The organism is Legionella sp. D16C41 (genome assembly GCF_048541585.1).
Classification (GTDB): Bacteria; Pseudomonadota; Gammaproteobacteria; order Legionellales; family Legionellaceae; genus Legionella_C.
Genome location: NZ_CP183303.1, coordinates 349,252 through 361,119, shown reverse-complemented (window position 1 = coordinate 361,119; position 11,868 = coordinate 349,252). Strand labels below are relative to the sequence as shown.

Below are 11,868 nucleotides of genomic sequence, written 5' to 3'. Positions count from 1 at the left end.
ATATTAAGAAATTTTTGACTACTAAACAATATGAATACAAAGGAACTTAAAAGATTTAAAATAAGTCAGTCAATTAATTGCAAGTTTCAGGAAAAACAACTTGTCTAGACGTGCTCAACTTTGTACTATCTCTCGATCGATATAGGCTTTTTAATATACATGAAATATTCCTGGTCAAAATCTGTTTTCCCAATTGCTGCTATTTTTTCATTTCGTATGCTTGGCTTGTTTATGCTCATTCCAGTATTTACTGTTTATGCTAGACAATTAAATCATGCAACGCCTACGTTAATTGGTATTGCTCTAGGTAGCTATGGTTTAAGTCAAGGCTTGCTACAAATGCCATTTGGCATCTTATCTGATTATTATGGTAGAAAAAGAATTATTGCTATTGGATTAATCTTATTTGCCATTGGCAGTGTATTAGGTGCTTTAACAAACTCCATTTATGGGATGATTCTTGCTCGTATTCTGCAAGGAATGGGGGCTATTGGCAGTGTCCTAATTGCTTTGCTTGCAGACTTAACAGAAGATGAAAAACGTACTCGAGCAATGGCTGTCATTGGTATGACGATTGGTATTTCTTTCAGTTTAGCTATGGTGCTTAGCCCTGCTATCGCACACTATTATGGTTTGGCAGGTATTTTTTATTTAACATCTCTCTTATCTCTTTTTGGTTTAATAATGCTCTATGGTGTTATTCCTAACCCACAAAACGAATGTCCGCATATGGATAGTGAAGCAAAAATTTCACTCTTGAAAATAACTGTTAGTGATAAAAGTTTACAACGGCTAGATTTAGGAATTTTTCTGCAACACTTTATTTTGACATCTACATTCTTTGGTATTCCACTACTGCTACTTCAGCAACTTAAATTAGGTCATTTAACTGAGCAATGGCATTTTTACCTTCCCATAATGCTCTTTTCTTTCATATTAATGACTCCACTCATTTTTCTGGCTGAGAAAAAACAGTTATTTAAGCCTATCTTTTTAGCAGCTATTATAGCCACTGCAATTACTCAATTTTTGCTTATATTTTTGCATAATAACTGGCTTAGCTTTTGCTATATTATGCTTTTTTATTTCACAGCCTTTAACCTGCTTGAAGCCAGTTTACCCTCATTAATATCAAAACAAGCAAGTATTAAAAACAAAGGAACGGCAATGGGAGTTTATTCAAGTTGCCAATTCTTAGGGATTTTTATTGGAGGTTTTAGCGCTGGCGTTTTATATCAATATTTAGGTATCTGGAGTATTTTTGCTATCAATGCATTATTAGGACTAATATGGTTTATTATCTCGTTACCTATGTCTATTAACACCTCTCAAACTATTATTATTCTGTCTAAACCCAATCTAGATAATCTGACAGAACGTAAATTATTAACTAAATTACAATCTTTATCAGGTGTTATTAATATTAGTATTGTGGATGAAGAAAATACTATTTATTTAAGCGTTAATAAAACAACGTATGTTGCTGGAAGTGCTGAGAAAATAGTAAATGACTATAATTAGATTATATCATTTAAAACTTCGAAATTAAGCTTAGATTGGCTATAATGTTCCTTCTAACTATCTCGCATGCAGGAGAATTTAATGGCTCGCGGAATTAATAAAGTTATCTTAATTGGTAATGTTGGTAGTGATCCTGAAGTCAGATATATGCCTAATGGTAATGCTGTGGCTACCCTATCAATTGCAACAAGTGAAACGTGGAAAGATAAGCAAAGTGGAGATAAACAAGAGCGTACCGAATGGCACCGCGTTGTTTGTTTCAATCGCCTAGGTGAAATTGCAGGTGAATTTGTACGTAAAGGTTCTAAGCTATATATTGAAGGAAGCTTACGTACTCGTAAATGGCAGGATCAGCAGGGTCAAGATCGCTACACTACCGAAATTATTGCAACTGATGTACAAATGCTTGATAGTAAAGGCGGGAGCTCAGTAGGTTATGATGATGCTCAGTCAGCTGCTGCACCACAACACCAGCAACAGCCTGCTTATCAGCAACCAACTAACCGTAAAGGCACTGCTGACGATGTCTTTGCTGAATTAGACGATGATATTCCATTTTGATTTTCAATAAAATGAAGTTAATTAATAAAATTAAGCCATTATTTAAGTAGAAATGATGGCTTTTTTATTATACAAGCAAAGCAAAACGTCGCAAAAACTTATTTTAAAATTTAGCAGATAAATAACTACTGAAAGATTTAAGATATTAATATTAAAATTAAGTGAATTAACATGCCAGCATTAACCAATATAAAAACATTTGAATCCGGAGGATTTCAACTTTAGTATATGAATTACTACCTAAAAAAATTTCATACACATTAGTAAAATATTATTTTTTAATTATCGTGGTACAAAAAATAAAAACTATAGATTTACAGCAAAGGTAGCTGCTAAAGGCTTATTAGTAGGTACCGCGTATTTAACTCCTAGTTTTGCTGTTATTCAATATTTAATCCATATTAGAGACGCGGCCTATAAATGGCTGAGTAGTCGTCCTGGTTTACCAAGCCAATTCAATTAGATTGATTTTGTTTTGTTTATTTTTAAGATAGGCTAATAATATTTTATAATTATCAAAACTATCAGCAGTTTGCCCTATACGTTCTTTTAAAGTTTCTAATTCTGTCTCAGAAGCTACAGAGCCGAGGTAACGCCATTGATTAAAAACTAGATATTGAGTTATTTTATTACTTTCATTTACTTCCTTAATAGCAATACTTCCACGAAAAGGCCAAGCTTCTCGTTTAAATTGCTTTAGTGCTTTAGTAACGCGACTATTATAAACTTCACTAGCTTCAATTTGGATGCAAGCACCATGACATCTATGTAATTGATAGGAAAAACAGGCTTGCCTCGCTTGCTCAATACCACATAATTTAGGACAAAGTTCGTATTCTTTAATCCAACTTAACAGCGTCTTTTTAACTGCATGGACACTTCTAAAAGCACCATATAAATTATTTGTAATAAGTTCGAATTCCTCTTCTTCATCTATAGAGGTTCGTGTAGGAGCTAGTGTCAAATAACCCTGGATATTTTGAGTTTTAATCACGACTAAATTTTTTTTTCTTCTTAAGCGGCGATTATACACTGGCATTTTTTCTTTAATTAAAGTTGACTCTAAAATTAATGCACTTAATTCACCTGCGGTCGGAATGGTTTCTATGTATTTAACTTGCTGTGACAATGTAAATTCTTTTGCATTAGAATGATCAGCTTGGAAATGTGATAAAACTCGCTGCCGTATCGATACACTTTTTCCTATATAAAGCGGCAAAGATTTTTCATTCCCATAAAATATATATACACCAGGTGTTTCAGGAAGAATATTACAATCAGTCACTAGGGTAGAAGGAATACTTGGCTGCTTATAAATTTTTTTAGCTTGATTTAATAGTTCTACCAATGAAAAATCATCGGCTAGCCGACTTATAATTTTTTGCAATAAATTAACATCTTTTTCCGCCCTATGCATAGAATTTATTTCAAGACCAAAAGCCTCTGCTATAGATGCTAATTTATAATTATTTAGAGCTGGATAAAAATTTTTTAATAATTTAATTGTACAAAGCACTGGAGCTTGGAAAGTTATTTGAGATAATTTAAATGCATTCTTTAAAAAGCTATAATCAAAACGAGCATTATGTGCTACTAATACACACCCATTTAATAGTAGAATCAATTCTTCTGCTATAGATTGAAAAACAGGTGCTTGGCTAACAAGTGAATTATTAATCCCTGTTAACTGTGTAATAGGCTCAGGGATAGAACGTTCTGGATTAATTAAACTATGCCAAGTAGCTAGTATTCCTTGTTCAGATAAAATAATGACAGCTATTTCAATTATTCTATCTTGTTTAATATGTAAGCCCGTGGTTTCTAAATCAATTAATGCCCATTTAAAGCTTTGCTGCATGAAAACTATACTAGCTTAAAAAATAAATAAGCACTTAGTATAATTTTTTTAAAAAGAAAAAGCATCCATAACACTCGCATAGATACTAATGTTAAATGCATGATGCATTAAAAGAAGCCGATAAAAACATCGGTAAAAAAAATTTATAAAAAAACCCACGTTATTGGTGGGTTTTTAAAGTTGAATATAATAAGTTATTCGTTGTCAGCTTCTTCAGTAGGTGCAGGCCTATCCACTAGCTCAACTATAGCCATGGGCGCATTATCACCAGGACGATAACCGCATTTTAAAATACGTAAATATCCACCTGGTCTTTCAGCGAAGCGAGGACCTAAAATAGTAAATAACTTACCTACAGCACTTTTAGAGCGTAAACGATCGAAAACTTGCCTTCTAGAAGCAACAGAGTCCTTTTTACTAACAGTAATTAAAGGCTCAATATAGCGACGTAGCTCTTTCGCTTTAGGAAGCGTAGTTTTGATTAATTCATGTTCAATTAAAGAGCAGCACATATTTGAAAACATTGCCTTACGATGGCTGCTAGTTCGGCTAAAATTTCGGCCGGCATTACGGTGACGCATTTTAAACTCCTAATATTAATCGCCTAGATTAGCTGGAGGCCAATTTTCAAGTTTCATTCCCAAAGATAATGATCGAGAAGCTAGTACGTCTTTGATTTCAGTAAGTGACTTTTTACCTAGATTAGGTGTCTTTAACAGTTCATTTTCTGTTTTCTGTACTAAATCGCCAATATAATAAATATTCTCAGCTTTTAAACAGTTAGCAGAGCGAACAGTAAGCTCTAAATCATCAACTGGTCTTAGTAAAATAGGATCAAAGTTATTTCTTTCTTTGTTGTCTGTACGAGACTCTTCAAATTTCATATCAACAAATGCATGCAATTGTCGTTGTAAAATAGAAGCAGAAATTCGAATAGCTTCTTCAGGATCTAAGGTACCATTAGTATATAAATCAATAGTTAATTTATCTAAATCAGTTCGATTTTCGACACGAGCACTATCGACAAAATAAGCTACTTTAACCACAGGTGAGAAACTATTATCAACTTTAAGCTTACCAACAGATTTTTGAGCAATCTCTTCTTCAAAAGCAGTCATTGCAGTATCAGTAGTATGAAAACCAATACCACGCTCAGCTTTCATTGTCATATTAAGCTTACCATTTTCATTAAGAGTAGCAATGACAAGCTCAGGATTAACAACTTCTTGATCAGCTGATAACTCAATATCTCCTGCAGTAACAATGCAAGGACCTTCTTTATTTAATGTAAGAGTCACTTCTCTTTCTGTCGATACAATCTTTAATGCAACTTGCTTTAAATTTAATAGTATATCAACAACATCCTCGCGAACGCCTTCAATAGTACTATATTCATGCAAAACACCGTCAATTGATACTTCAGTAATAGCCCAACCCGGCATAGACGAAAGAAGAATTCTTCTTAATGCATTCCCTAAAGTATGACCATATCCACGCTCTAAAGGCTCAAGTACAATACGAGAATGATTTTTAGTGTTCGCCTGTACTTTTAGTACAGTGGGTGTCAGCATTTCATTAATTTCATACATTAGACAATGTCTCCAGATCTTACTTAGAGTAAAGTTCTACAACTAAATTGACGTTAAAATCAGACGACAAGTCATTGATACTAGGAGCAGAAGCAAATGTACCTTTTAACGAATTAGAATCTACTGTTAACCAATCGCAGGGGGCTCTTTGCTCTGATAAAGCCATTGCAGCTTTAATACGACCTTGCTCTTTAGCTCTTTGACGAATAGCAATAACATCTCCTGGACTAACTAAATAAGAGGGGATATTAACGACTTGATCATTAACTAAAATCGCTTTATGAGTAACAAGCTGTCTTGCCTCAGCACGGGTACTAGCAAAACCCATACGATAAACAATGTTATCAAGACGGCTTTCTAGCAAAACCATTAAATTCTCACCAGTAGAACCTTTTTTGCGAGCAGCGGCTTTATAATAATTACGAAACTGCTTTTCTAAAACACCATAATATCGACGTAATTTTTGCTTTTCACGTAACTGAAGGCCATAGTCACTTAAACGTGGCTTTGTTCCACCATGCTGACCTGGTAATTTATCTGCTTTACATTTTGATTTAAAATCCCGTACAGCACTTTTTGTAAGAAGATCAACACCTTCTCTACGAGATTGTTTACATTTGGGACCAAGGTATCTAGCCATTAATTACTCCTGAATCTTAAACGCGACGTTTTTTAGGTGGTTTACAACCATTATGCGGTATACCAGTAACATCGGTGATTTCAACAATTTTGAAATCTTGTGATATTAATTCCCGAATTGTCGACTCGCGCCCAGGTCCCGGGCCGTGGACAAATACAGCCACAGATTTCATACCAAACTCTTTAGCTACAGCAGAAGCTCGTTCAGTAGCAACTTGCGCAGCATAGGGAGTACTTTTCCTTGAGCCACGGAAGCCAGATCCACCTGCTGTTGCCCAACACAGAGCATTGCCTTGTCGATCGGTAAAAGTAACTATAGTGTTATTAAAAGAAGCATGCACATGCACAATACCATCAGAAACGACACGTTTAACTTTTTTTCTGGTCTTTTGTTGTTTTGCTTTAGCTGTAGCCATCTTTATATCCTAAAATAATTATTTACTTACGCCTTTGCGACGACCTTTACGGGTTCGCGCATTTGTTTTAGTTCGTTGTCCACGTAGAGGAAGACCACGACGATGACGTAAGCCTCGATAACAACCTAAGTCCATTAGACGCTTAATATTCATCGTAACAACACGGCGTAAATCACCTTCGATTGTCATTTTTGCAATTTCAGTACGTAACGCCTCTAACAATTCCTCAGAAACTTGAGAAACTTTAGTTGCAGGATCAATTCCTACAGTTTGACATAATTTTTTTGAAGTAGTGTTACCAATGCCATAAATTGACGTTAACGCAATTACAATATGTTTGTTATCTGGTATATTTACACCTGCAATACGAGCCATTAATCTCTCCGTACGTTATTTTTGCTCTGCCAGAAAGGGACAGAAGAATACTATTATATTGATACAAAATCAAGCAATAATTAACCTTGTTTTTGCTTATGTCTTGCATCCTTACAAATAACGCGAATAGTCCCACTTCGCTTAATAATTTTACAATTTCGGCATAGGCGCTTAACTGATGCTCTAACTTTCATTCATAACTCCAAATAATTTACTTATAAAAGACCAGGCAACTTAGTACCTCTAAAATTGGCCTTTTTCATCAAAGAATCATATTGTTGAGTCATTAAATGGGCTTGTATTTGGGCAACAAAATCCATAATTACGACAACAATGATTAAAAGTGAAGTCCCGCCAAAATAAAAAGGAACGTGCCAGGTATACATTAAAATTTGCGGTAACAAACATACTAATACTAAATATAAAGCACCAATTAATGTTAAACGCGTCATAACTGAATCAATATAGCGCGTTGTTTGTTCACCAGGACGAATACCAGGAATGTAAGCGCCAGACTTCTTTAAGTTATCTGCAGTGTCTTTAGGATTAAAGACAAGAGCAGCATAGAAAAAAGCAAAAAACAAAATAGCTACAGCATAAACGATAAGATAAAGCGGCTGACCTGGGGAAAGAGCCATACCAATATCTGCAAGCCAATCCATCCCCTTACCCTTTGCAAAAAACTGCGCTAAAGTAGCAGGTAATAAAATAATACTAGAAGCAAAAATAGGCGGAATAACTCCAGACATGTTAATTTTTAAGGGCAGATGACTAGATTGAGCTGCATAAACTTTTCTGCCATGAGTTCTTTGGGCATAATTAACACGAATTCGCCGCTGTGCTCGTTCCATAAAAACAACAAAGCCTGTTACAACAACTACAATTAAACCTATTAATATTAGAGTTAATGCTTGCATTTGACCTTCACGAACTTGCTGAAAGATTGATGCAAGAGCATGAGGCATACTAGAAACAATACCTGAAAAGATAATTAAAGATATACCATTACCTACACCTTTTTCAGTAATTTGCTCTCCAAGCCACATTAAAAACATAGTTCCTGTAGCTAAAGTAATAACTGCTGTAAAATAAAAGAAAATATCTGGATTCAAGGCAATATGTTGGCCAGCTAACCAACGCGCCATACCCAGTGATTGAAAAATAGATAAAACAAGTGTTAAATACCGAGTATATTGATTTATTTTCCTGCGTCCAGATTCTCCTTCTTTTTTCAATTGTTCTAGCTTAGGAGATACTACTGAAAAAAGTTGAATAATAATAGATGCAGAAATATAAGGCATTATACCAATAGCAAAGACGGTAACGCGTGATAAAGCACCACCTGAAAACATATTAAATAAGCCAAATATTGTATTTTGTTGCTCACCAAAAAAATTAGCTAATTTTTGTGGATCAAGTCCAGGTACAGGAATATGAGCACCTAAGCGATATATCAAAATACCTAGAATTACAAATAAAAGCCTGGCTTTTAATTCTGCCAACCCGCCTTTAGGTTGGCTCGTTAACTGTTTTTTGCTATTCATATTAGTCTTCTACGCTTCCACCTGCTTGTTCAATTGCTGCCTTAGCACCTTTAGTTATACGAAGTCCTTTAATTTTTAACGGCTTAGTTATTTCACCTGAAAGGATTATTTTGACATCTTTAATAGCGCTATTAATTACGCCATGTTCTTTCAATGTAAGAAAGTCAACAGTATCGACATCTAATTTTGATAATTCAGACAAAGTTACTTCATCAACTAATTTAGCAATTCTTGATTTAAAGCCCATCTTAGGTAAGCGTCTTTGAATAGGCATTTGACCGCCTTCAAAATTAATTTTATGAAATCCGCCTGCTCTTGCTTTTTGACCTTTATGGCCTCTTCCGCAAGTTTTACCTAAACCAGAGCCAATACCACGGCCAACGCGACGTCTAGAAGGACGCGAACCAAAATCTGGGGAAAGTGAATTTAAATTCATTTAAGCACACTCCTCGACTTTCAATAAGTATTCTACAGTATTCACTAACCCACGAATCGAGGGATTATCATTATGAATAACAGAACTATTTAATTTACCTAAGCCAAGCTGTTTTACAATTAGAATATGCTTAGGCTTACGACCGATAATACTTTTAACTAAAGTAATTTTAATATTTTTACTCATGTTGATCAGCCATTATTTGTTCAATAGATTTACCACGCTTCGCAGCAACGTAATCAGGAGTGCCGATATTAGTTAAAGCGTCAATAGTTGCTCTTACAATATTGCTAGGATTAGTTGAACCAATACTTTTAGCTAAAATATTTTGCACGCCTAAAACTTCTAACACAGCACGCATAGCACCACCAGCAATAATACCAGTACCTTCACTTGCTGGTTTCATAAATACTTTTGAAGCACCATAATTCCAAGTAATTTCGTGATGAATAGTATTTCCGGCAAGCGGAATATAAGTCATATTCTTTCTTGCTTGCTCCATTGCCTTTTGAATAGCTACTGGAACTTCACGTGCCTTACCACGGCCAAAACCTACTTTACCTTTGCCATCACCAATTACCACTAAAACAGCAAAGCCAAACACACGGCCACCTTTTACAACCTTTGCTGTACGAGTAACAGAAACTAATTTTTCTTGGTAGCCCTCGTTTACTTTAGAATCGTCAAATGCCATCACTTTTCCTTTAAAAATTCAAACCAGCTGCACGCGCACCATCGGCCAATGCTTTAACACGACCGTGATATTTATAGCCGGAACGATCAAATGCTACATTAATAATTTCTTTAGCCTTAGCTCTTTCACCTAATAGCTTACCTACTTGATGAGCTTTTTCTACTTTTGTGCCATTTAGAGAAGGCTTCAATTCAGTGTCAAGTGTTGAGCATGAAACTAAAACAATATCTCCATTCTCACCTTTTACAACAATCTGCGAATAGATGTTGCACGCACTGCGATAAACTACAAGACGAGGACGATCACAATTGCGTTGAATTGCCTTACTTTTCATTCCACGTCGAACACGAGAAGTTCGTTTACTCATTTTTAAACCCTATTTCTTCTTAGCTTCTTTACGAGCTATACGTTCGCCAGCATATTTAACCCCTTTACCTTTATATGGCTCAGGTTTTCTAAGTGCTCGAATTTCAGCAGCAACTTGACCTAATAGCTGCTTATCAATACCAGTTAGATTAACAGTAGTATTATTTGGTGTCTCAGCTTTTACACCTTCAGGTAAGTTATATTCAACAGGATGTGAAAAACCCAAAGATAAATTAAGTGTTTTTCCACTAGCTTGCGCTCTATAACCTACACCTACTAATTCTAATGTAACAGTAAAACCTTCTGTAACTCCTCGAACCATATTATTAAGTAAAGCTCTTGCAGTACCTGCCTGAGCCCAACCATTAGGATCTTTAGAGGCTGGCTTAAAAGTTACAACATTTGAACTGTCGGTAGAAATATCAACCAACTTATTATATGGCTGAGATAATTCTCCTTTCGGTCCCTTAACAGTCATCTTTTCTTTAGTTAAAGTTAACCCTACGTTAGCGGGTAGGGATATCGGGGCCTTAGCTACTCTTGACATATCATTCCTCGCAAACGTTTAAGCTACTTCACAAAGTATTTCGCCACCAACCCGTTGAGACTTGGCTGCTACATGGGTCATAACACCCTTAGAGGTAGATAGAATTGCAATTCCAAATCCAGGTATAGCTGATAATTGATTAAATGGCTTGTAAACCCTTAAACCAGGGCGACTTATACGTTCAATTCGTTCTATAACTGGTCTACCATGATAATATTTTAAATCAATAGTAATACTTTTGATATTATTTTTAGTAGACTCGATACTATAATCTAGTATGTAGCCTTCCTCTTTTAGAACCCGAGCAATTTCCTCTTTCAAATTTGATGAATGAAGAGTAACGCTTCGGTGTTTTGCCTGCTGTCCGTTTCGAATTCGGGTCAGCATATCAGCTACGGGGTCATGCATACTCACACTTTTTCTCCAATAGACTAAATATTACCAGCTTGATTTACGTCCGCCAGTAACATTACCATTCATTAATTGTTGCCGTAAGCAAATTCTGCAAAGCCCAAACATTCTATATACGGCGTGAGGTCGGCCACATTGTTGGCATCGAGTGCTATGACGAACCGGACTAGAATTGACAGGCAGTTTCGCTAACCGCTCTTGTGCATCCATAATTGTATCAAAATCTTGTGAAGTTTTGATTAAATCCTTTAGCTCAATTCGCCTCTGTATATACTTTTCAACTAGCTTTGCACGCTTTTTTTCTCGTTCAAGCATTGATTTTTTAGCCACGGTAATACCCTTCTTTAATGTTTATCTCTGTCTTTCAAAGGCAGATTAAATGCTTCCAATAAAGCTTTTGCCTCTTCGTTGGTTTTAGCACTGGTCGTAATACAGATATCTAAACCTCTGATTCCATCAGTTTTATCAAAGTCAATTTCTGGAAAAACGATTTGCTCGCTTAAGCCCATACTATAATTTCCGGTACCATCGAATGACTTAGGACTTAGACCTCTGAAGTCACGTACACGTGGAAGAGCAATAGTGATTAGTCTATCTAAGAATTCATACATTTGATTTTTTCTTAATGTAACTTTGCAACCAATCGGCCACCCTTCACGAATTTTAAAGCCCGCTATAGATTTGCGTGCTTTAGTAACAACTGGCTTCTGACCAGCAATCAACGCCATATCTTCAACAGCATGATTCATGACCTTTTTATCGCCTACAGCTTCACCAACGCCCATATTTAATGTAATTTTAACAATTTTAGGGACTTGCATCACGCTCTTGTAGCCGAATTTTTTCATCATCATTTCAACTACATCGCTTCTATAATATTCTTTAAGTCTTGCCATTTCCCGCCACCTAAT

General features: G+C 35.6%; 18 protein-coding genes. 2 read left to right on the top strand and 16 right to left on the bottom strand.

The window, feature by feature from the left end; translation table 11 throughout:
* The first annotated feature begins 159 nt into the window (after nucleotides 1-159).
* Both ACNVED_RS01680 and ssb read left to right on the top strand, forming a co-directional pair.
* Nucleotides 160-1,521 carry an MFS transporter gene (locus tag ACNVED_RS01680; RefSeq protein WP_419420032.1) on the top strand — a complete coding sequence of 454 codons (1,362 nt, stop codon included), beginning with the start codon at nucleotides 160-162 and terminating at the stop codon, nucleotides 1,519-1,521.
* Between the two features lie 81 nt (nucleotides 1,522-1,602).
* On the top strand, nucleotides 1,603-2,082 hold the full coding sequence (gene ssb, locus ACNVED_RS01675; RefSeq protein WP_419420031.1) for a single-stranded DNA-binding protein: 480 nt from the start codon (nucleotides 1,603-1,605) through the stop codon (nucleotides 2,080-2,082).
* 442 nt (nucleotides 2,083-2,524) lie between these two features.
* Here ssb and ACNVED_RS01670 read toward each other — a convergent pair whose 3' ends face one another.
* From ACNVED_RS01670 to rplE, 16 genes are all read right to left on the bottom strand, one after another.
* Nucleotides 2,525-3,940 (bottom strand): exonuclease domain-containing protein, encoded by a 1,416-nt coding sequence (locus tag ACNVED_RS01670; protein WP_419420030.1) that lies wholly within the window; start codon nucleotides 3,938-3,940, stop codon nucleotides 2,525-2,527.
* Between the two features lie 194 nt (nucleotides 3,941-4,134).
* Nucleotides 4,135-4,521, bottom strand: a complete 387-nt coding sequence (gene rplQ, locus ACNVED_RS01665; protein ID WP_419420029.1) for a 50S ribosomal protein L17 — start codon at nucleotides 4,519-4,521, stop codon at nucleotides 4,135-4,137.
* Between the two features lie 15 nt (nucleotides 4,522-4,536).
* Nucleotides 4,537-5,529 carry a DNA-directed RNA polymerase subunit alpha gene (locus ACNVED_RS01660; RefSeq protein WP_419420028.1) on the bottom strand — a complete coding sequence of 331 codons (993 nt, stop codon included), beginning with the start codon at nucleotides 5,527-5,529 and terminating at the stop codon, nucleotides 4,537-4,539.
* Between the two features lie 19 nt (nucleotides 5,530-5,548).
* Nucleotides 5,549-6,169, bottom strand: a complete 621-nt coding sequence (gene rpsD, locus ACNVED_RS01655; protein WP_419420027.1) for a 30S ribosomal protein S4 — start codon at nucleotides 6,167-6,169, stop codon at nucleotides 5,549-5,551.
* A 16-nt stretch (nucleotides 6,170-6,185) separates the two neighbouring features.
* Nucleotides 6,186-6,584 (bottom strand): 30S ribosomal protein S11, encoded by a 399-nt coding sequence (rpsK, locus tag ACNVED_RS01650; protein ID WP_419420026.1) that lies wholly within the window; start codon nucleotides 6,582-6,584, stop codon nucleotides 6,186-6,188.
* 18 nt (nucleotides 6,585-6,602) lie between these two features.
* Nucleotides 6,603-6,959, bottom strand: a complete 357-nt coding sequence (rpsM, locus tag ACNVED_RS01645) for a 30S ribosomal protein S13 (RefSeq protein ID WP_419420025.1) — start codon at nucleotides 6,957-6,959, stop codon at nucleotides 6,603-6,605.
* A gap of 80 nt (nucleotides 6,960-7,039) precedes the next feature.
* On the bottom strand, nucleotides 7,040-7,153 hold the full coding sequence (gene rpmJ, locus ACNVED_RS01640) for a 50S ribosomal protein L36 (protein ID WP_419420024.1): 114 nt from the start codon (nucleotides 7,151-7,153) through the stop codon (nucleotides 7,040-7,042).
* A 21-nt stretch (nucleotides 7,154-7,174) separates the two neighbouring features.
* Complete coding sequence (secY, locus tag ACNVED_RS01635; protein WP_419420023.1) at nucleotides 7,175-8,503, bottom strand: preprotein translocase subunit SecY; 1,329 nt, start codon at nucleotides 8,501-8,503, stop codon at nucleotides 7,175-7,177.
* Between the two features lies 1 nt (nucleotide 8,504).
* Nucleotides 8,505-8,939, bottom strand: coding sequence for a 50S ribosomal protein L15 (rplO, locus tag ACNVED_RS01630; protein ID WP_419420022.1), 435 nt, complete (start codon nucleotides 8,937-8,939; stop codon nucleotides 8,505-8,507).
* A complete protein-coding gene (gene rpmD / locus ACNVED_RS01625) occupies nucleotides 8,940-9,125 on the bottom strand; it encodes a 50S ribosomal protein L30 (RefSeq protein ID WP_419420021.1) in 186 nt (61 codons plus the stop codon).
* Nucleotides 9,118-9,633: a 30S ribosomal protein S5 gene (gene rpsE, locus ACNVED_RS01620; RefSeq protein ID WP_419420020.1), complete on the bottom strand. Its 516-nt coding sequence runs from the start codon at nucleotides 9,631-9,633 to the stop codon at nucleotides 9,118-9,120. The genes rpmD and rpsE overlap by 8 nt, the downstream gene beginning before the upstream one ends.
* 10 nt (nucleotides 9,634-9,643) lie before the next feature.
* A complete protein-coding gene (gene rplR / locus ACNVED_RS01615; RefSeq protein WP_419420019.1) occupies nucleotides 9,644-10,000 on the bottom strand; it encodes a 50S ribosomal protein L18 in 357 nt (118 codons plus the stop codon).
* A gap of 9 nt (nucleotides 10,001-10,009) precedes the next feature.
* Nucleotides 10,010-10,546, bottom strand: a complete 537-nt coding sequence (gene rplF / locus ACNVED_RS01610) for a 50S ribosomal protein L6 (protein ID WP_419420018.1) — start codon at nucleotides 10,544-10,546, stop codon at nucleotides 10,010-10,012.
* A gap of 18 nt (nucleotides 10,547-10,564) precedes the next feature.
* Nucleotides 10,565-10,960, bottom strand: coding sequence for a 30S ribosomal protein S8 (gene rpsH / locus ACNVED_RS01605; protein ID WP_419420017.1), 396 nt, complete (start codon nucleotides 10,958-10,960; stop codon nucleotides 10,565-10,567).
* A 24-nt stretch (nucleotides 10,961-10,984) separates the two neighbouring features.
* On the bottom strand, nucleotides 10,985-11,287 hold the full coding sequence (gene rpsN, locus ACNVED_RS01600; protein ID WP_419420016.1) for a 30S ribosomal protein S14: 303 nt from the start codon (nucleotides 11,285-11,287) through the stop codon (nucleotides 10,985-10,987).
* Between the two features lie 14 nt (nucleotides 11,288-11,301).
* A complete protein-coding gene (gene rplE, locus ACNVED_RS01595; protein ID WP_419420015.1) occupies nucleotides 11,302-11,853 on the bottom strand; it encodes a 50S ribosomal protein L5 in 552 nt (183 codons plus the stop codon).
* Nucleotides 11,854-11,868: the final 15 nt, after the last annotated feature.